An 18,269-nucleotide genomic window follows, 5' to 3' on the forward strand; every position below is an offset into this window, starting at 1 on the left:
GACATCATGTGCGGCATGTGGAATCGACGACTGTTGACGGCCACGCTGGCGTCGGGGTTGATCGCGGGCGTGCTGGTGGCGCCCGCGTCGGCCGCGGCCCGGCGATCCTTCGATCTCCAGGCGCACCGGGGCGGGCTCGGGCTGCGCGTGGAGAACACGCTCGCGTCCTTCGGCAACGCGCTCCAGCTCGGTGTGTCCACACTGGAACTGGACGTGCAGATCACCGAGGACCGCCGGGCCGTGGTCACGCACGACCGCCGCGTCTCCGGCACGAAGTGCGTGGACACCGCACCCGCGGTCGCTGGTGATCCCGAGTTCCCCTATGTCGGGAAATATGTCAATACGTTGACGCTGGCCCAGGTCCGTACGCTCGACTGCGGCTCCAAGGTTCTGGCCGGCAAGCCGGGGCAGCTGGCCGTGCCGGGTGCCCGGATGCCGCTGCTCAGCGAGGTCTTCGCGCTGGTCAAGCGCTACCGGGCGGACGACGTGACGCTCAACATCGAGACCAAGGTGGAGGCGGGCGCACCGGCCGAGACCGCGCCGCGCGAGCAGTTCGTGCAGGTGACGCTGGCCGAGATCCGCACGGCCGGGATGCTGCGTCAGGTCACGATCCAGAGCTTCGACTGGGGTGCGCTCAAGCGGTTCCGCGAGGTCGAGCCGCGGCTGCCCCGGGTGGCGCTGACCAACTACGACTTCCTCCAGACCGGGCAGCCCGGCGCGTCACCGTGGCTGGGCGGCCTGGACATCGACGACTTCGGCGGCGACCCGATCCGGGCGATCAAGACGTTCGGCGCGTCCGCGTTCTCCCCGGTGCACGGCTTCCCGCAGAACGGCACGGTGACCGATCCGGCGTACCGGCCGTACGTCACGCCGGCGATGGTCGCGCACGCGCACCGGAACGGCATCAAGGTCATCCCATGGACCGTCGACGACGTGCCGACCATGGCCAAGCTGCTCGACGACGGCGTGGACGGCCTGATCACCGACTACCCGGACCGGCTCCGCACGCTGCTCGCGTCGCGCGGCTATCCGCTGCCCCGCGCGTACCGCTCGCCGTTCGACGTGCAGGCGCACCGCGGCGGCCGGGCCACACTCCCGGAGAACACGCTCCCGGCCTTCTCCGCCTCGCTGGCCAACCCGGCGATCTCCACACTGGAGCTGGACACCGGCGTGACCCGCGACGGTCACCTGGTGGTGCTGCACGACCGTACGATCAACGGGTCGCACTGCGTCGACACCGCGCCCGCGTTCCCGGGCGACCCGGCGTATCCGTACGTCGGCGACCTGGTCCACTCGCTGACGCTCGCACAGATCAAGACCCTCGACTGCGGTACGCGGACGAACCTGCCCACCCAGACCCCGGTGCCCGGCGCGCGCGTGCCCACGCTGGGCGAGGTGTTCGACCTGGTGCGCTCCTCCGGCCGGACGGACGTGCGGCTCAACATCGAGACGAAGATCAGCCCGACGGTGGACGACACCGCACGGTACGACGTCTTCACCCGCAAGCTGGTCACCGCGATCGGGCAGGCACGCCTCACGTCCCGGGTCACGATCCAGTCGTTCGACTGGCGCACCATCCAGCTGTCCCGCCGGCTCGACCCGCGGATCGAGACGGTCGCGCTGGTCTGGCAGTACGGCCCGGCCGAGTGCGCGTCCCTGGCCGACGAGTGCTCGCTGCGGGCCGTCTACGGCGATCCGTCGGTGCGCAGCCCGTGGACCGGCTCGCTCGACTGGTGGCGCTTCCGCGACCTGGGCGCGCTGGTCCGCGCCGCGGGCGCCGGCACGGTCTCGGCCAACTGGCAGGTCCACGACCCGCACCAGCCCGCGGTGGCGAACCCCGACTGGTACGTCCGCACCGACCCGTCCTACTTCCACGGACCCACGGTCCAGGTGCTGCAGCGGCGGCACCGGCTGAAGGTGGTGCCCTACACGCTCGACGACCCCGCGGTCATCCAGCGCGCCATCGACCTCGGCGTCGACGGCATCATCACGGACACCCCCGCCCTGGTCGTCGACATCGCGATCCGCAACGGCCTCCGCTGAGCCGGCGTCCGGGCCGCCGCCGGTCCTCCCGGCGGCGGCCCGTTGCCCATCGACGGATTTAGCGACATCATCTCGGGGTGAACCGCACCGCGACGTACGTGCTGACGATCGCGGTGGCCCTCGTCCTGATCTGCGCGGTCTGCGTAGCGGTCGTGTTCCGGGACTCGGATCGCGCGACGAACCCGCCGCCCGACCCGCACGCCGACATCCAGCGTGTCTATCGCCTGGGCCGCGGCGGCCTGACCGGCGGCGTGGCCACCGTGGAGGCCCTCGATCAGCTCACGGTCGGCGAGCCGGCGCGCGTCACGGCCCGGGTCTGCGGCGACCTGAGCGCCGCGTGCGAGCCACCGGCGCCGTCCGCCGCGGCATCGTCCACCGTGCCGGGCCAGAGCGCGCCGGTGCCGGTCGGCGCGCGCATCGAGGTGATCGCGGCGGGCGGCGACGAGCTGACCGTCACGCCGGTCAGCGGCGCGGTGCAGCCGATCTTCGACCGGGGCGACTGGGCCGAGTGGGAATGGTCGATCACGCCGAACGCGCCGGGCAGCCTCACCCTCACCGTACGATTCCGCGTGCTGCTGGCCGACTCCGGCGAGTCCCTCGTACCGGACACACTGATCCACGTCCCGGTGCGCGCCGCGCCGAAGCCGGTGAACCCGTTCACCCGCGCCCTCGACGCGGCGACCGGCTTCCTCGGCGCGGTCTGGGCCGTCCTCCTCGCCGTCTTCTCCGTCCTCGGCGTCACGGTCGCCGGTCTCTGGCGAACGCTACGCCGCCACTGGCCCCGCCGACCCACCACCACCGGAGCCGCTGCCACCACCGGAGCCGGAGCCGACGACCGTCCAGCCGAGGTGGCAGGCGCGGGGCCGGGAGATCCGGGCGCGGAACCGGGTGACCCGGGCGCGGGCGGAACCGGCGCTGTGCCCCACGGTGGCCCGCCAGGTAGCCCGGCCGGCTCCTGATTCGCGTCTGCCGACCCCGGGGAAGCGAGTGCCGCTGCCCGCTCCGCGTGTCGTGAGCGGTCCGATCGTGGGGTGCGGCCTCGGAAAGGGGGCCGCAAGCCCTCGCTGTCATCGCTCTGCTCTGCTTACCTGACCTTCCGCCCTACCCGAACACCGACCTTTCCCAGCACCCCCTCACCCCAGGCGACCAGCCGAAATACTTCGCAACCGGCGCAAGGCCTACACCCCGAAGGCACACGCCCCGCCCCGCTCCGGAGACCCGCCCCGGTCCGGTGGCACGCCCCGGCTCGGCACGGGCGTGCCGGGCACCACACGAACGCGCGAAGCGCAGCGTCGGGCTGCGCGACGCGACACGGTCCGGCGCTGCGCAGTGGCGATGCGCCGTGGCTGCTTCGGAGCGCGTGCCAAGCCCACGTCCGAAATATCGGCATATCTGGCGCCGCCTTCGGGTGTCCGAGTTCGCGGGAATCCCGCCTTCCCGGCTGAGTGATCAATCAGTGGTACCAAATGGCGATCAACTTCGATATTTGACCTCTTTTTCGTACCACTGAGTGATCACTCAGGGCTGGCGGCGCCGCCTACGCGCCGGGCCGGCGGAGAGCCGCCGGGCACCTCGCCCCGGATATGGCGATATTTCGGGGCGCGGGGCGCGGGGCGCGGCGGTTGCCGGCTCGGTGGTGCGGTGCGAGATCTGTGGGCCGCTGGTGGCTGCTTCGATCCGGGCGAAGCGGCCACCACCACACCGGGATCTTCGATCCCCGCACGGATGGAAGATCATCCCGGGCGTCGGCCCGCCTGCGGTGGCGGGCGAAGCACGCGGATTGCCGGCACCACGGCCTGCGCGCCGGCGTCGCTGTGCCAGGGCGGAGCGCCAGCGACGACCGGTGCCCAATGCCACTTAGCTTATTTTGATCTTGGTTGCCTGGTGGGTGGTCTGGTGGCTTTGTCTGCTTCGATGGTGTGGTGTCGGGTGTGGGGGTGCGGCCGGATCAGGTGTCGGTCGGTGTGCTGGTGACGGCGGTGCCGCGGGATGCGGTTGATGGGGCGGTGGCGCAGTGCGGTGTGGGTGCGAAACGGTCGGATGGGAAGTTGCCGCCGCATGTGACGGCGTATCTGACGATGGGGTTGTGGCTGTTCGCGGATGATGACTATGCCGAGGTCGCGAAGAAGGTGACCGGTGGACTGGACCGGTTCGGGTGCTGGGATGCGGGCTGGTTGGCGCCGACGCCGGGTGGGATTTCTCAGGCCAGGAAGCGGCTGGGCCGGGATGTGCTGGCGGAGGTGTTCGAGCGGGTCGCCCGGCCGGTCGCGTCACCGGTCACGTCAGGTGCGTGGTTGCGGGACCGGCGGGTCCTTGCCATCGACGGGTTCGACGTGGACGTGCCGGACACGATGGAGAACGCGGCCGAGTTCGGGTACTCCCGGACCGGTGGTGGCCCGTCGGCGTTCCCGAAAGCCCGGGTCGTGGCGTTGACCGAGTGCGGGACACACGCGTTCCTGGCGGCGGAGGTCGGCGCGTATGCGGTCGCCGAACAGACCCTGGCCATGCCGTTGTATTCGCGGCTGCGACGCGGGGAACTGCTGACCGCCGACCGTGCCTTCTACTCGTTTACGGCGTGGGACCGGGCGCAGGCGACCGGCGCGGACCTGCTGTGGCGGATCCAGGCCGGGATCAGGCTCCCGGTGATCGAGATCCTCGGCGACGGCACCTATCTGACCGTGTTGATGGACAAGACGATCCGCGGTGGCCGCCGGGACCGGATCCTGGCCGCCGCGGCCGGCGGGACCCTGGACACCTGCGACGACGCGATCAACGACCGTGGCCTGCCCGCCGCCCACCTGGTCCGGGTCGTCGAGTACGACGTCCCGGACCGGGCCGGTAACGGCACCGGTGAGCTGATCACCCTGGCCACCACCATCACCGACCCCGCCCAGGCCGGCCCGGACGAACTCGCCGAGGCATACCACCTGCGATGGGAACACGAAACCGCCAACGACCAGCTCAAAACCCACCTCCGCGGGCCCGGCCGGATCCTGCGCTCGAAACTGCCCGACCTCGTCCACCAGGAAATTTGGGCCTGGCTGCTCGTCCAGCACGCACTCACCGTCCTGATCACCGCCGCCGCCGACGCCGCCGCGATCGACCCCGACCGGATCAGCTTCACCGACACCCTGCGCCTCGTCCGCCGCTCAGCCACCGGCTCAGCGGCCATTTCCCCCTGAGGACTGGACCACCCAGCTACCCACCATCTGGACCCACATCACCCGGGAACTCAACCCCACCCGACGCCACCGCACCTGCCCCCGCGCCGTCAAACGCTGCCGCCGCAACATGTACCGGCCCAAACGACGCGACGAACCCGCCAGCACCCGACACACCGGCCCCGCCACCATCCGCCTCCACCCACCATCAAGATCAAAATAAGCTAAGTGGCATTGGACCGGTGCCCGCGGGAGCATGCGGAAGGTGAGCCGCCGGAAGTGGGTATATCGGTTTGAAGCAGTATGTAGCACCCGTGGTGCACCGCGGCCGCGCAGTTCATGCGATGTTCGCCGGGCGTAGGCATATTCGGCGGCGTGACGACGGGGTATCACCCTGTCATGGTGGACATGACGCACGGCGATGATCTTCAGCCCGTTCTGGACCAGCTCGGGGAGTACGACGTGCGCGACGACGACGATGACGACCCGATTCTGATCAAGCCGGACGGGTCGCCGGTCGACACGTGGCGCGAGGACTACCCGTACGACGAGCGCCTCCACCGGCCGGACTACGACCGGGACAAGCGGCTGCTGCAGATCGAGCTGCTGAAGCTGCAGAACCACTGCAAGGCCAGCGGGGAGCGGCTGGTCATCCTGTTCGAGGGGCGGGACGCGGCCGGCAAGGGCGGCACGATCAAGCGGTTCATGGAGCACCTGAACCCGCGCGGCGCCCGCGTGGTGGCGCTGGAGAAGCCGAGCGAGCGCGAGTCCACCCAGTGGTACTTCCAGCGGTACATCCAGCACCTGCCGGCCGCGGGGGAGATCGTGCTGTTCGACCGGTCCTGGTACAACCGGGCCGGTGTCGAGCGGGTGATGGGCTTCTGCACCCGTACCGAGTATCTCGAGTTCATGCGGCAGGCGCCGGAGCTGGAGCGGATGCTGGTGCGGTCCGGCATCAAGCTGGTCAAGTTCTGGTTCTCGGTCACGTCCGGCGAGCAGCGCACCCGGTTCGCGATCCGGCAGGTCGACCCGGTGCGGCAGTGGAAGCTCTCGCCGATGGACCTCGAGTCGCTGGACAAGTGGGATGACTACACCGAGGCGAAGGAGGCGATGTTCTTCTACACGGACACCGCCGACGCCCCGTGGACGGTGGTCAAGAGCAACGACAAGAAGCGGGCCCGGGTCGAGGCGATGCGGCACGTGCTGAGCCGCTTCGACTACGAGGACAAGGACGTGAAGCTGGTCGGTACGCCGGACCCGCTCATCGTCGGCCCGGCCTCGCTCGCGGTCGAGGGCGTGCAGGCCTCACCGCGGGTCTTCCCCCGCCTCTGACGCCCACCTGACGATCAGCTCCACCAGGCCGCGCAGCCGTTCCAGCTCCGCGGCGTCGTCGTCCAGCGGCCGGCCGTAGGCGTTCCGCGCCTTCGAGCCGCGAATCATGCGGCCGAGCACGGCCGGCCCGAACCAGCTGTACTTCGCGGCCCCGCACGCCGCGATCGCGCGCCGGACCAGGTCCGGATCGCCGCGCCAGCCGCCGTCGCGCAGCCCCTCCAGGTAGCCGGCGGTCGCCGCCTCCTCGATCTCGGGCAGCAGCGCGGCGTCGATCAGGCCGTCCGTCACGCTGTCGGCGACCAGGTTGGCGATGTCCTCGCCGAGCGCGCCGTCGCCGGTGAACGCCCAGTCGATCAGCACGGTACGGTCGCCGTCCGCGATCAGGTTCGTCGGCCAGACGTCCAGGTGGGCGAGCGTGCGCGGCATCGCCTCGGCGGCGCGCAGCACCCGCTCCCGGCCCTGGTGGAGCGCGCGCAGCTCGCGGGCCGGCCAGGCCGCGGTGATCGGGTGCGCGTAGTCCTCGCCGGTGTGCATCCAGACGACGTTCGCGGGTCCGTGCACCAGATAGTTGCGCAGCCAGCGCCGGGACAGTCAGGGCAGCTCGGGCACCCGGCCGGCCCAACGTGCCTGACCGGCGCCGAGCCGGCGCGCGAAGTCCCGGAACCGGGCGGGCGGCCAGGCGGTGCCGTGTGCGCCGGTGGCCTCGGCCAGCCAGAGCTCGACCGCGCCGTCCGGCCGCTCGACCGCGTCGATCAGGTCGGGCGGGACGATGCCGGTGCCGGCGTAGGCCTCGGCGGCGAAGCCGGTGGTGTAGGCGAGGACCTCGCGGCGCCAGTAGTTCCAGTGGTCCGGCGCGTCGCTGGTCTGCCAGTTCGGGCTGCCGGCCGGCGTGGCGGACGGCGGCCGGGCGATCTTGCGGATTGCGGTGCCGGCCGGGCCGTGCACGCGCCAGATGCCGCCGGTGGCGGCGTTGCCGGAGTTGTGCGTCAGCGGCTCGGCGCGTGTGACGGTGCCGCCGATGCGAGCCGGAACCCGCGGTGCTGGCTCCATGGCGGGCCTCCGGGTGACGATCGTCATGACGTCGTGCGGGACGGCACAGAAAAGCACCGGCAGTCGGTGGCTGCCGGTGCTCTTCTATGAGGTCTTGGGCACCGCCCGGCCCGGATGGCTACGGGCGGTGGGTGTGGTCCTTAGAGCGGACGGATGTTCGCGGCCTGCGGGCCACGCTGGCCCTGGGTGATCTCGAACTCGACTCGCTGGTTCTCGTCGAGCGAGCGGTAGCCGCTGGACTGAATCGCCGAGAAGTGCGCGAAGACGTCGTTGCCGCCGTCATCAGGGGTGATGAAGCCGTAGCCCTTGTCCGCGTTGAACCACTTGACGGTGCCGACAGCCATGTACTTCTCCTTGCCAAATCGAACCCCGCGTCGTGCGGGGTCGCTAGGTAATGAGCCCGCAACTCACGAGCCCGTTCGTTGCAATTCCGGCCCCAACGCAAGAAGCGCCCGCGGTCGTAATCCCGCAGGCGCTGCCGAACTCTCAAGAGAAGCACGCTCTCGAGAGAGATAACACTGGGAACCAAAACTGCAACGTTGCGATGCTAACACGGTTACCGCCCGGCGCCAGATGAATCCGCGGGAAAACCCTGGGTTCACGCCGTGGTGCCCGTAACCCCGCGTTGACGTGCGCGCCGAGGGTACGCGAGCATGGCCGTCGAGCGGATGCGGAGGAAACCCGGTGCGAGTCCGGGACGGTCCCGCCACTGTGACCGTGCGGCGGCGCCGCACGGGAAGTCAGGTCACTCCGGCCGCTCGTACCGACCACCAGCGCGGGCGTGGACACCCGCGGAAGGGACACGAGCATGCGGCCGCCTCTGAGCGCGGAATGACCACCCCGTACCCGTTCTCGGCCGTCGTCGGCCTCGACGATCTGCGCCAGGCCCTGCTGCTCACCGCGGTCTCCCCGGCGGTCGGCGGCGTGCTGGTCCGCGGCGAGAAGGGGACCGCGAAATCCACGGTGGTCCGCGCGCTGGCCGCGCTGCTGCCGTCGATCGACGTCGTCGCCGGGTGCCGGTTCGCCTGCGACCCGGCCGTGCCGGATCCGTCCTGCCCGGACGGGCCGCACCCGGCCGGCGGCGCGGCGGACAGCCGCCGGGCCCCGCTGGTCGAGCTGCCGGTCGGCGCGACCGAGGACCGCGTGGTCGGCACGCTGGACATCCACCGGGCCCTGGCCGACGGTACGAAGGCGTACGAGCCCGGCCTGCTCGCGGCGGCGCACCGGGGTGCGCTCTACGTCGACGAGGTCAACCTGCTGCCGGACCACCTGGTGGACCTGCTGCTGGACGCGGCCGCGATGGGCCGGGCGCACGTGGAGCGGGACGGTGTCTCGGTCAAGCACGCGGCCCGCTTCCTGCTGGTCGGCACCATGAACCCGGAGGAGGGCGAGCCGCGGCCGCAACTCGTCGACCGGTTCGGGCTGGTGGTGAACGTGGCGGCGCCGCGCGAGGCCGCGCTGCGGGCCGAGGTGGTGCGGCGGCGGCTGGCGTACGAGGCGGACCCGGACGGGTTCGCGGTGCGGTGGGCGGCGGACGAGGCCGCGCTCTCGGCCCGGATCGTGGCGGCGCGGGCGCTGCTGCCGTCCGTGACGCTGCCGGACGCGGAACTGGACCGGATCGCGCGGATCTGCATCGCCTACGCGGTGGACGGCATGCGCGCGGACATCGTGGTGGCGCGGGCGGCGATCGCGCTGGCCGCGTGGGCCGGCCGGACCGTGGTGACCGGCGACGACGTGCGCGACGCCGCGCGCCTCGCGCTGCCGCACCGGCGCCGCCGCGACCCGCTCGACCCGCCGGGGGCGGACGAGGAGAAGCTGGAGGAGGCGCTGAACGAGGCGGGCGCCGATCCGGAGCCGCCGGCCGGGCCCGCCGACGACTCGGACGACTCGGACGGGCCGGAGGACGGTGGCCCGGGCGGTGGCGGTGGCCCCGGCGGAGGCCCGTCCGGTGGACCCGCCGGCGGTCCGGACGGTGCCGGGTCGCCGCCGCCGTCCTCGACGTCACCGCCCTCGTCGCGCAACGGCTCGGCCGAGACCGGGACACCGCCGCCGGGGAACGGCAAGGAGCGGCAGGCGGCGCAGCCCGCGCCGGTCGGGGCCGCGTTCCGGCCCAAGGCGTTCACGGTCACCGGCCGGGGCGAGGGTGCGCACGCCGGGCGGCGCTCGCCCGCGTTCGCCCGCCGCGGCCGGGTGGTCGGCGCCCGTACCCCGGTGGGCCGTCGCGGTTTCGCCGCGCACCTGCCGGCCACGCTGCGGGCGGCCGCGGGGCGGGGCAGCCGCACCGTCGAGGCCGTTGATCTTCGTGAGGCCGTGCACGTGGGCCGGGAGGCGAACCTGGTGCTGTTCGTGGTGGACGCGTCCGGGTCGATGGCGGCCCGGCAGCGGATGCGGACCGTGAAGACCGCGGTGCTGTCGCTGCTGCGCGATGCGTACCAGCGGCGGGACCGGATCGGCATGATCACTTTTCGGGGCGGCGAGGCGACCACCGTGCTGCCGCCCACGTCCAGCCACGAGGTCGGCGTGGCGCGGCTCGCGGAGCTGCGCACCGGCGGGCGTACGCCGCTCGCGGCCGGCCTGCGCTCGGCCGCGACCGTGATCGCCGCGGAGCGCCGCCGTGACCCACGCCGCCGCCCGCTGCTCGTGGTGGTCACGGACGGGCGTGCCACCAGCGGGCCGGACCCGCTGACCGTGACGCCCGCGCTGACCGGCACGTCGGCCGTGGTCGTCGACTGCGAGTCCGGGCCGGTCCGGCTCGGGCTGGCCCGGCGGCTCGCCGGTGCGCTCGCGGCCGACTGGATGCCGCTGGACCACCTGTCCGCCTCCGCGATCTCGATGAGGACGGCCTGAGATGCCACAGGGCAGAGTCGATGTCGTGCCGGACGACGGGCTGACCACGCGGCAGCGCCGCCGGCAGCCGGTGCTGACCGTGCACACCGGGCCGGGCAAGGGCAAGTCCACGGCCGCGTTCGGCATGGCGCTGCGCGCCTGGTCGGCCGGGTGGCCGATCGTGGTGTTCCAGTTCGTGAAGAGTCCGAAGTGGAAGGTCGGCGAGGAGACCGCGCTGCGCGCGCTCGGCGAGGTGCCCGGCGGTGCGCCGGTGACCTGGCACAAGATGGGTGAGGGCTGGTCCTGGATCCAGCGCCCCGGCAGCGAGCGCGACCACGCCGTGGAGGCCGCGCAGGGCTGGGCCCGGATCAAGGAGGACCTGGCCGCGGAGGCGTACCGCTTCTACGTGCTGGACGAGTTCACGTACCCGATCAAATGGGGCTGGGTCGACGTCGACGACGTCGTGGCCACGCTCCGGGACCGGCCCGGCAGCCAGCACGTGGTGATCACCGGGCGGGACGCGCACCCGGCGCTGCTCGGGGCCGCCGACCTGGTCACCGAGATGACGAAGGTCAAGCACCCGATGGACGCGGGCCGCAAGGGACAGCAGGGGATCGAATGGTGAGCATCCCGCGCGTGGTCGTCGCCGCACCGGCGTCCGGCCACGGCAAGACCACGGTGGCGACCGGGCTGCTGGCCGCGTTCGCGGCCCGTGGCACCCGGGTGGCGCCGTTCAAGATCGGGCCGGACTACATCGACCCGGGCTACCACGCGCTCGCGGCCGGCCGGCCCGGCCGCAACCTGGACGCGGTGCTGGCCGGCGCGGACCGGGTCGCGCCGCTGTTCGCGCACGGCGCGGCCGGCGCGCAGCTGGCGATCGTCGAAGGCGTGATGGGGCTGTACGACGGGCGCGTCGGTGAAGGCGACTTCGGCTCGACCGCGCACGTGGCCGGCCTGCTCGGCGCGCCGGTGATCCTGGTGGTCGACGCGACCGCGCAGGGCCGCTCGGTGGCGGCGGTGGTGCACGGCTTCCGGTCGTTCTCCACCGGCGTGCACATCGGCGGGGTGATCCTGAACCGGGTCGGCTCGGACCGGCACGAGTCGCTGCTGCGCGAGGCGTGCGAGGAGGTCGGCGCACCGGTGCTGGGCGTGCTGCGCCGGCACGACGCGGTGGCGGCGCCGTCCCGGCATCTCGGGCTGATCCCGGCGGTCGAGCGGCGGGCGGAGGCGTCGGCCGCGGTGGACGCGCTCGCGTCGCTGATCGCGTCGTCGGTGGACCTGGACGAGGTGTACGCGCTGGCGTCGTCGGCCGGAGCGCTGCCGGTGCAGGCGTGGTCGCCGACGGAGGCGGTGCGGACCGCGGCCGGGCGGGCCGGCGGCGTCGGCGCGGCCGGTGCCGGGGACGGCCCGGCGGCCGCTGCCGCGGGTGCGCGGCCGGTCATCGCGGTCGCCGGGGGAGCCGCGTTCAGCTTCGGCTACGCCGAGACCACGGAACTGCTCGCCGCCGCCGGTGCCGACGTGGTCACGGTCGACCCGCTGCACGACGAGAAACTTCCCGAGGGCACGCGCGGCCTGGTCGTCGGCGGCGGCTTCCCCGAGGTGTACGCGTCGCAGCTGTCCGCGAACGCGTCGCTGCGGAACGAGGTGTCCCGGCTCGCGTTCACCGGCGCCCCGATCGTCGCCGAGTGCGCCGGGCTGCTCTGGCTGGCCCGCACGCTCGACGGCACGCCGATGTGCAACGTCCTCGACGTCGAGGCCGCGATGACGCCGTCGCTGACCCTGGGTTACCGCGACGCGGTCGCGCTCGCCGACAGCGTGATCACCCCGGCCGGCACCCGCGTCTCCGGCCACGAGTTCCACCGCACCATGGTCAGCCCGCGCTCCGGCCTGCTGCTCGCCCCGCGCGCCGACGCGGCCTGGGCCTGGCGCGGCGCCGAGCCCGAGGGGTTCGTCACCGAGAACGTGCACGCCTCCTACCTGCACCTGCACTGGGCCGGCCAGCCGGAGATCGCCTCCCGCCTGGTCGCCGCCGCCACCGCGGCGTGACGCCGGACGACGATCCGGGGACCGGTCCCGCCGATCTCCCGGCGGCCGCGTCGACGTCACGCCCGGACCATCGCCCCACAGCGGCCCCGGCGGCGCGAACCGGCCCGCCGCGCCGCTACACCGTGGGAGTCGGCGCTCGTCCGCGGCTCACCGCGGACGAGCTCGCCGGCCTGATCGACGCGGTGCTCGCGGACCACTCGATCGCACCGGAAGCGGTCCTCGCGCTCGCCACGCTGGACCGCCGCGCCGATCACCCCGCGCTGCGGACGGTCGCGGCGGCGCACGGCTGGCCGGTGCTCGGCTACCCGGCGGACGAGCTGGCAGCCGTACCCGCGGCGGCGGGCTCGGCCCGGGTCCGGGCCGCGACCGGCACGCCCAGCGTCGCCGAGGCCGCCGCGCTGCGCGCCGCCGGCGCGAACGGTGGCACGCCGTCGCTGGTCGCCGCCAAACGCACCGTACCCACCGCCTCCGTCGCGGTCGCGACCCGAGCCCCCGGGCCTGGAGAGGAACGAGAACAGTGAGCCACCCCCTCCTTACCGGCTGCCTGGTCACCGTGTGCCGGGACTGCTGCTGCGGCAGCCGGCGCAAACACCCGGGCGTCGACCACGACCGCCAGCTGAGCCGGCTGGAGAGGCAACTGGCCCCGGCCGGTCACCGCGTCCGGACCAGCCTCTGCCTGGATCTCTGCGACCAGTCGAACGTCGTGGTCGTCCACCCGGCACCCGCCGCCCGGCGGCGCGGTGCCCGCCCGGTCCGGTTCGGTCTGGTCCTGGACGACGCGATCACGGACGACATCGCCGGCTGGGTCCGCGCCGGCGGCCCCGGCATCGCGGAGATGCCGGCGCCGCTGGAGCTCTCCGTGATCGAGAAACCGTAGCGCTACCGCTGCTGGAGCGCGCGGAACGCGGCCAGGGCCGCGGCCAGGTCGGCCGCCGACCCCAGTTCACCGCCGGCCGGCGCACCGGCCGGCCGGGCCGCGTCGTACTGGTCGAAGCTGAACGAGACCCCGCCGGCCGGACGGTCCCCGGCCGCCGGGTACTCGAACCCGAACTGCCGCAGCCGTCCCTGGTGGTCGGTGGTGGCGCGGAACGGCAGCGACCGCGCCCGGTCGCCGAGCGCCGTGACGTGGTCCTGCGCCAGGCCGAAGCCCAGCGTGCCCGGACCGGCCGCGGTCACGTCGACCGTCCCCTCGAACGAGGCCGTGCCCTTCCGGGTCACCGTGACCACGGCGCCGACCAGGCTCTCCACCCCGGTCAGGCGCTTCTCCGGCCCGATCAGGCGCAGCGCGCCGAACTCGGTGCCGTTCGAGATGCCGGCGGCCGGCAGCCACATGCGGCCGGTCAGACCGCCCGGCAGGTCGCCCGGCACGTCCGGGAACTGGGAGAAGTCGATCCGCAACCACTTCTCGTCGCCGACCCCGCGGTATCGCACGTCGCTCATGCCGCCGTCGCGGAACCGGGCGCGCTGCTCCAGCTCCAGCGAGCCGGTCGGCGCGTGCACGACGCCGGAGATGTCGCCGTCGTACGGCGATGCGAGCTTGAACTCGTAGTCGAGCTGGTCGAGCGCTGTGACCGAGGCGGCCAGCGCCGCCGCCGGATCCGGCAGCGCGGCGGCGCTCGATGCGGCCGGCTGCGGTGCGCCCGCCGCCCCGGAACAGCCGCTCAACGCGATGATGATCGCCGCGAGTGCGGCTATGTGTCCCCGTGACAAGTCGTCTCCAGTACGTGGATCCTGTCGAAACGTCCGGAGCCTACCGATCGGGTACGACTACCGTCGCTCGGCCAGTGCCCGCAGCACCTCGGCCCGTCGCCGCGCCTCCGGATCGTCCCCGTCGGACCGAGCCGCCAGCATCCGCGCCCGGTCCGCCGGCTCCGCCGGGAGCGGGGCGCGGATGGGTCGATCATTGCCGCTGGATGGCCTTCATCGCCTCGTCGTAGTTCGCGACCTTCGCCGGGTCCGGCTTCGCCGGGGGCTGGGACGCGCCGTAGCCGCTGAGCGTCAGCTCGACGTGGTTGGCCGGGACCGACCCGGCGGCCGGGACGTCGTAGACGAACGTCAGCAGCCGGCCCTCGCCGTCCAGCGTGGCCGTGAACGGTACGGCCGAGGCCGCGTCGCCGAGCTGGGCGAGCAGTTCCGCGGTCGGGCCGACGCGGAGCACGCCCGGTCCGACCTGGGTCAGGTCGAGCGTGCCCGCGTACGTGCGGTCGCCGGTCGCGCGGGCGTCGGTGACCGCGCGGACGGCCGCGGTCGCTCCCACCACGTCGTCGCCCGGCTTCGGGAACGGGATGCCGCCGAGTTCGGTCACGGCCGGGTCGGTGAGCGGCACCCATTTCGCGCCGGTCATCACGTCCGGCAGCGCGGACGTCATGTTCTCCACCTTGCTGAAGTCGAGCAGCACGAACCGCTCGCCGGACACGGTCACGAAGTCGGAGGTGAACTGCTGCCCCGCGACCCGGGAGTCCAGCGTGACCCGCATCGACTGCGCGTCGGCCAGCATCGAGCCGTCGACCACCTGGTACGTGGTGGTGTGCCGGAACGTGTAGTTGCCGTCCAGCAGCGCGACCACGGAATCGTCGAGCGCGTCGAACGGGTCCTCGGGCGCCGCTTCCTCGCCGCCGCAGGCGCCGAGGGCGAGCGCGATCAGCACCACCGAAACTGCCCGTAGCTGCTTCTTCACCGCTCGTCCGCTCCTGTTCATCGCCCGCGACCGCCGCGAGCCTACCGTCTCCCTTCCTTACGCACGGGCGGCCAGTTCCGGATCGACGGTGGCGCCGGTCAACCTGTTCGCGAACGTCGACAGCGTGTAGGTGGCGATCCCGAGCACCACCTCCAGCGCCGCCTGCGCGCTCCACCCGGCCGCCGCGAAAGCCGCACGGCCATCCGCCGGTACGTCGCCGGAGTGCGCCATCACGGCCAGCGCGAACGCCCGTACCGCGGCAAGGTCCGGCTCGTCGATCGGGGTCTCGGCGCGCAGCGCGGCGATCAGGCCGGCGTCCGCGCCGAGCTGGTGCAGCCGCTCGGTGTGCAGCGCGACGCAGACGTGGCAGCCGTTGCGGACCGCGACCGTCATGATCACGGTCTCCCGGGCGAGCGGTGGCAGCGACGTGGACCCGAAGAGCGCGTTCAGCCGCTGGAAGCCCTCCAGGACCTGCGGTGACGTGGCCATCCGGGCGGCCGCGTCCGGCAGGTAGCCGAAGTGTGCCTCGATGGCGTGCAGGCCTCTCCGGGCCGTGCCGGGCGCGGAGGCGGTGGTGTGTGCGGGGAAGTGCACGGCATCTCCTAGACTCGTCAACGTGGTTGACGAAAACGTAAACCGGGTTGACGAGTCTGTCAACGGCTGGGAACTGCCGCTGCTGCTCTTCGGCGGCTTCCGCACGCTCGTCGACGCGTTGCACGCGGAACTGGCCGCGCAGGGCCACCCGCACGCGCGGCCGGTGCACGGCTTTGCCATGCAGGCGATCGGCCGGCACGGCGCCACCGGCACCGAACTCGGCCGCCGCCTGGGCGTCTCCAAGCAGGCCGCCGGCAAGACCGTCGACCGCCTGATCGCCCTCGGGTACGCGGAACGCGCCGACGACCCGCACGACGCCCGCCGCAAGATCGTCCGGTTGACCCCGCACGGCCTGGACTGCCTGGCGCGCTCCGCCCGCATCTTCGACACGCTGCGCGCCTCCTGGGCGGGGCGGCTCGGAACGGACCGGGTCGCGGACCTCGAGGCCGCGCTCCGCACGGTCGTCCCGGCCGACGCGCTCCGCGTCGACGCACCCGGCTGGCTCGGCGCATGAGCGCGCCCGGCTCCCGGCGCCCCGCGCGGCTCGGTCCGGCCCGCGCGCGGCCGGTCTCGGTTCGCGTGCGGCTCGGTTCGGTTCCCGCGTTGCTCGGCTTCGTGTCCGCGCTGGCGCTGGCCGGTGGGGGCTGGTTCGCCGGTGCGCTGCCCGCGGGGCACCGCACCGGACCGGCCGGCCCGTACACCGCGGGTCTCGTGGCCTGTCTGCTCGGCCTGGCCGGGCTGATCGCCGCCTGGGTGCTCATCGCCCGCCGGCCGCCGCCGTCCCGTGGCCTGCTGCTCATCGGTGTGCTCTGGCAGTTGCCGTTCCTGTTCGCGCCGCCGCTCGGCTCCCGGGACGTCTACTCCTACGCCTGCCAGGGCTGGGTCTTCGCCCGCTCGCTGGACCCCTACACGGTCTCACCGCGCGCGGCCGGCTGCCCGTGGCTGCCCGGCGTGGCCACGCTGTGGCAGGACGCGACCACCCCGTACGGCCCGTTCGCGCTGCTCCTCTCCGGCGCCGCGGCGACGTCCGGGTCCTGGATCGCGGCACTGGCCGTACTGCGCCTGTTCGCCGTGGCCGGGCTGGCACTGACCGGCTTCGGCGTGTACCGCCTGGCGCGACGCTTCCACCCGGACCCGCGCCGCGCGGTCTGGCTGGCGCTGCCCGCACCGCTCATCGCCGTGCACGCCACCAGCGGCGCCCACCACGACGCGCTGCTGGCCGGACTGGTCCTCGCCGCACTCGCCCTCGCGCTGAGCGCGGGCGGCTCGCCACCGCCCTTCGGGGCCGCCTCCTATGGCCCGCTGGTGACCGGGCGTGAATCCCGTCCGGTCACGGACGGTGATCGGCCTGCCGGGGGCGTGCCCGCGGCCGGCGGTATGCCGGCGGGCGACGACGTCCCCGTGGCCGGCGGTGCCGCCGAGGGGATCGGTGCTGCGGGAGCCGCAGGTTCCGGCGGCGTGACCGGCTCCGCCGGCGCTTCCGCCGGTGTCGCTGACGTCGCTGACGTCGGCGGGGAGGCGGGTCCCGCTCGGGCGGCCGGTTCCGTCGGCGCTCCCGCCGGTGTGGCTGGCTCCGCCGGTGTGGCCGGCTCGCCGGTGGGGCGGGGTATGAGTGCGCGGGGCCGATGGCCTGTCGTGGTTGCCCTTGTCGCCGGTGCGGCGATCGGCCTCGCCGCCGCCATCAAGATCACCGCGTTGGCCGCGCTGCCGTTCGGGCTGATTCTGGCCGCCCGTGCCGCGCTCCGCCGTACCGTGCCGGTCATTGTCGGTGTGGCCGGCTTGTTCGTCCTGGTCAGCGTTGTGTCCGGCCTGGGGGTGGGCTGGGTCGCGGCTCTCACCGAATCGACCGGTCCGAAGCAGTGGACCTCGATTCCCACCGGCGTCGGCATGGTCGCCGGCTACGTGCTGAGCCCGCTCGGCCTGGCGGCCCACGAGGACACCGCGCTTGCCGTCGCTCGCCTCGCCGGTCTCGTCGCGCTCGGCGGTATCACGATGGTCTGCCTCTGGACCGCCTGGCAGCGTCGGAACGACCCGAGGGCCGTCGTTCTGCGTGCCGGATATGTTCTGCTCGCGCTGGTTCTGCTCGGGCCGGTCGCGTACCCGTGGTACTTCCTGACCCCGATCCCGGTCCTCGCCGCGGCGCTGATCGACGATGCTCACCGGCGCTGGCTCGCGCTCGGTGCCGCCGTCGCCGCGCTGCTGGTCCTGCCGGACGGCCTCGGCATCCCGTCCCAGACGAAGGCGGTCGGGGCCTTCGCCGACCTGTTCTTGATCATCGCCGTCACGACCATCGCGATCCGCCGCCGAAGAGCGGCTTCCCGCACCCCGGCGGCGGGCGGTTGATCCGTCGTCACGGTCGACGATGATCTCTGCGGAGTCATGCCCGACAGGTGCCGTACAAACGCATGAATCTCACGCGACCCACTGTTCCCGTGTTGAGTGGCGCCCGCCGCGCAATCGGCGTGGCGCCGGGAACCGCGTGGATCACGCCGGGAGCGCGTTCGCCGGGTTCCCGGCGCCCTCGGCCGCCACGGCGGGAG

At 73.1% G+C, this 18,269-nt stretch carries 17 protein-coding genes and 1 riboswitch; of the genes, 11 read left to right on the top strand and 6 right to left on the bottom strand.

Going from position 1 to position 18,269, the window contains the following annotated elements; all coding sequences use genetic code 11:
• Positions 1–15 precede the first annotated feature (15 nt).
• From J2S42_RS37300 to ppk2, 4 genes are all read left to right on the top strand, one after another.
• Positions 16–2,043 (top strand): glycerophosphodiester phosphodiesterase family protein, encoded by a 2,028-nt coding sequence (locus tag J2S42_RS37300; protein ID WP_307247034.1) that lies wholly within the window; start codon positions 16–18, stop codon positions 2,041–2,043.
• Between the two features lie 77 nt (positions 2,044–2,120).
• Entirely contained in the window at positions 2,121–3,002 is an 882-nt protein-coding gene (locus tag J2S42_RS37305; RefSeq protein WP_307247036.1) for a hypothetical protein, read from the top strand.
• 960 nt (positions 3,003–3,962) lie between these two features.
• Positions 3,963–5,225 carry an IS4 family transposase gene (locus J2S42_RS37310; protein WP_307243119.1) on the top strand — a complete coding sequence of 421 codons (1,263 nt, stop codon included), beginning with the start codon at positions 3,963–3,965 and terminating at the stop codon, positions 5,223–5,225.
• A gap of 378 nt (positions 5,226–5,603) precedes the next feature.
• On the top strand, positions 5,604–6,536 hold the full coding sequence (gene ppk2, locus J2S42_RS37315; RefSeq protein WP_370879338.1) for a polyphosphate kinase 2: 933 nt from the start codon (positions 5,604–5,606) through the stop codon (positions 6,534–6,536).
• Here the strand turns inward: ppk2 and J2S42_RS37320 are convergent.
• From J2S42_RS37320 to cspE, 3 genes are all read right to left on the bottom strand, one after another.
• Positions 6,510–7,070 carry a phosphotransferase gene (locus J2S42_RS37320; RefSeq protein WP_307247038.1) on the bottom strand — a complete coding sequence of 187 codons (561 nt, stop codon included), beginning with the start codon at positions 7,068–7,070 and terminating at the stop codon, positions 6,510–6,512. The two genes, ppk2 and J2S42_RS37320, sit on opposite strands and share 27 nt — an antisense overlap.
• Before the next feature lie 57 nt (positions 7,071–7,127).
• Complete coding sequence (locus J2S42_RS37325; RefSeq protein WP_307247041.1) at positions 7,128–7,586, bottom strand: hypothetical protein; 459 nt, start codon at positions 7,584–7,586, stop codon at positions 7,128–7,130.
• Positions 7,587–7,726: 140 nt separating this feature from the next.
• Positions 7,727–7,930 (bottom strand): transcription antiterminator/RNA stability regulator CspE, encoded by a 204-nt coding sequence (cspE, locus tag J2S42_RS37330; RefSeq protein WP_033337577.1) that lies wholly within the window; start codon positions 7,928–7,930, stop codon positions 7,727–7,729.
• A 332-nt stretch (positions 7,931–8,262) separates the two neighbouring features.
• A riboswitch (cobalamin riboswitch) is annotated at positions 8,263–8,335 on the top strand.
• A gap of 82 nt (positions 8,336–8,417) precedes the next feature.
• Here cspE and J2S42_RS37335 point away from each other — a divergent pair.
• The 5 genes from J2S42_RS37335 (at position 8,418) to J2S42_RS37355 (ending at position 13,335) form a co-directional block, all read left to right on the top strand.
• On the top strand, positions 8,418–10,433 hold the full coding sequence (locus J2S42_RS37335; protein ID WP_307247043.1) for a magnesium chelatase subunit D family protein: 2,016 nt from the start codon (positions 8,418–8,420) through the stop codon (positions 10,431–10,433).
• Position 10,434: 1 nt separating this feature from the next.
• On the top strand, positions 10,435–11,037 hold the full coding sequence (gene cobO, locus J2S42_RS37340) for a cob(I)yrinic acid a,c-diamide adenosyltransferase (RefSeq protein WP_307247045.1): 603 nt from the start codon (positions 10,435–10,437) through the stop codon (positions 11,035–11,037).
• Positions 11,031–12,458: a cobyrinic acid a,c-diamide synthase CobB gene (locus J2S42_RS37345; RefSeq protein WP_307247047.1), complete on the top strand. Its 1,428-nt coding sequence runs from the start codon at positions 11,031–11,033 to the stop codon at positions 12,456–12,458. The genes cobO and J2S42_RS37345 overlap by 7 nt, the downstream gene beginning before the upstream one ends.
• Before the next feature lie 122 nt (positions 12,459–12,580).
• Complete coding sequence (locus J2S42_RS37350) at positions 12,581–12,979, top strand: cobalamin biosynthesis protein (RefSeq protein ID WP_307247049.1); 399 nt, start codon at positions 12,581–12,583, stop codon at positions 12,977–12,979.
• Positions 12,976–13,335: a hypothetical protein gene (locus tag J2S42_RS37355; RefSeq protein WP_307247051.1), complete on the top strand. Its 360-nt coding sequence runs from the start codon at positions 12,976–12,978 to the stop codon at positions 13,333–13,335. The genes J2S42_RS37350 and J2S42_RS37355 overlap by 4 nt, the downstream gene beginning before the upstream one ends.
• 2 nt (positions 13,336–13,337) lie before the next feature.
• Here J2S42_RS37355 and J2S42_RS37360 read toward each other — a convergent pair whose 3' ends face one another.
• The 3 genes from J2S42_RS37360 to J2S42_RS37370 form a co-directional block, all read right to left on the bottom strand.
• A complete protein-coding gene (locus J2S42_RS37360) occupies positions 13,338–14,168 on the bottom strand; it encodes a hypothetical protein (protein ID WP_307247053.1) in 831 nt (276 codons plus the stop codon).
• A 190-nt stretch (positions 14,169–14,358) separates the two neighbouring features.
• Positions 14,359–15,135: a hypothetical protein gene (locus tag J2S42_RS37365; RefSeq protein WP_307247055.1), complete on the bottom strand. Its 777-nt coding sequence runs from the start codon at positions 15,133–15,135 to the stop codon at positions 14,359–14,361.
• Positions 15,136–15,192: 57 nt separating this feature from the next.
• A complete protein-coding gene (locus J2S42_RS37370; RefSeq protein WP_307247057.1) occupies positions 15,193–15,729 on the bottom strand; it encodes a carboxymuconolactone decarboxylase family protein in 537 nt (178 codons plus the stop codon).
• 22 nt (positions 15,730–15,751) lie between these two features.
• On the opposite strand from J2S42_RS37370, the gene J2S42_RS37375 reads away from it, so the two are divergent.
• Both J2S42_RS37375 and mptB read left to right on the top strand, forming a co-directional pair.
• The gene (locus J2S42_RS37375) at positions 15,752–16,243 is read left to right on the top strand and encodes a MarR family winged helix-turn-helix transcriptional regulator (protein ID WP_307247059.1); all 492 of its coding nucleotides are present in this window, start codon (positions 15,752–15,754) and stop codon (positions 16,241–16,243) included.
• Positions 16,240–18,072, top strand: a complete 1,833-nt coding sequence (gene mptB, locus J2S42_RS37380) for a polyprenol phosphomannose-dependent alpha 1,6 mannosyltransferase MptB (RefSeq protein ID WP_307247061.1) — start codon at positions 16,240–16,242, stop codon at positions 18,070–18,072. The genes J2S42_RS37375 and mptB overlap by 4 nt, the downstream gene beginning before the upstream one ends.
• The last annotated feature ends 197 nt before the right edge of the window (positions 18,073–18,269 follow it).

Source organism: Catenuloplanes indicus (assembly GCF_030813715.1).
Classification (GTDB): Bacteria; Actinomycetota; Actinomycetes; order Mycobacteriales; family Micromonosporaceae; genus Catenuloplanes; species Catenuloplanes indicus.

What these genes read in the sequence shown, in the direction of transcription:
- cobO (WP_307247045.1), top strand. Translation starts at nt 10,435, where the DNA reads ATGCCACAGGGCAGAGTCGATGTCGTGCCGGACGACGGGCTGACCACG.
- J2S42_RS37320 (WP_307247038.1), bottom strand. Translation starts at nt 7,070, where the DNA reads ATGCACACCGGCGAGGACTACGCGCACCCGATCACCGCGGCCTGGCCG.
- ppk2 (WP_370879338.1), top strand. Translation starts at nt 5,604, where the DNA reads ATGGTGGACATGACGCACGGCGATGATCTTCAGCCCGTTCTGGACCAG.
- J2S42_RS37335 (WP_307247043.1), top strand. Translation starts at nt 8,418, where the DNA reads ATGACCACCCCGTACCCGTTCTCGGCCGTCGTCGGCCTCGACGATCTG.
- cspE (WP_033337577.1), bottom strand. Translation starts at nt 7,930, where the DNA reads ATGGCTGTCGGCACCGTCAAGTGGTTCAACGCGGACAAGGGCTACGGC.
- J2S42_RS37300 (WP_307247034.1), top strand. Translation starts at nt 16, where the DNA reads ATGTGGAATCGACGACTGTTGACGGCCACGCTGGCGTCGGGGTTGATC.
- J2S42_RS37325 (WP_307247041.1), bottom strand. Translation starts at nt 7,586, where the DNA reads ATGGAGCCAGCACCGCGGGTTCCGGCTCGCATCGGCGGCACCGTCACA.
- mptB (WP_307247061.1), top strand. Translation starts at nt 16,240, where the DNA reads ATGAGCGCGCCCGGCTCCCGGCGCCCCGCGCGGCTCGGTCCGGCCCGC.
- J2S42_RS37345 (WP_307247047.1), top strand. Translation starts at nt 11,031, where the DNA reads ATGGTGAGCATCCCGCGCGTGGTCGTCGCCGCACCGGCGTCCGGCCAC.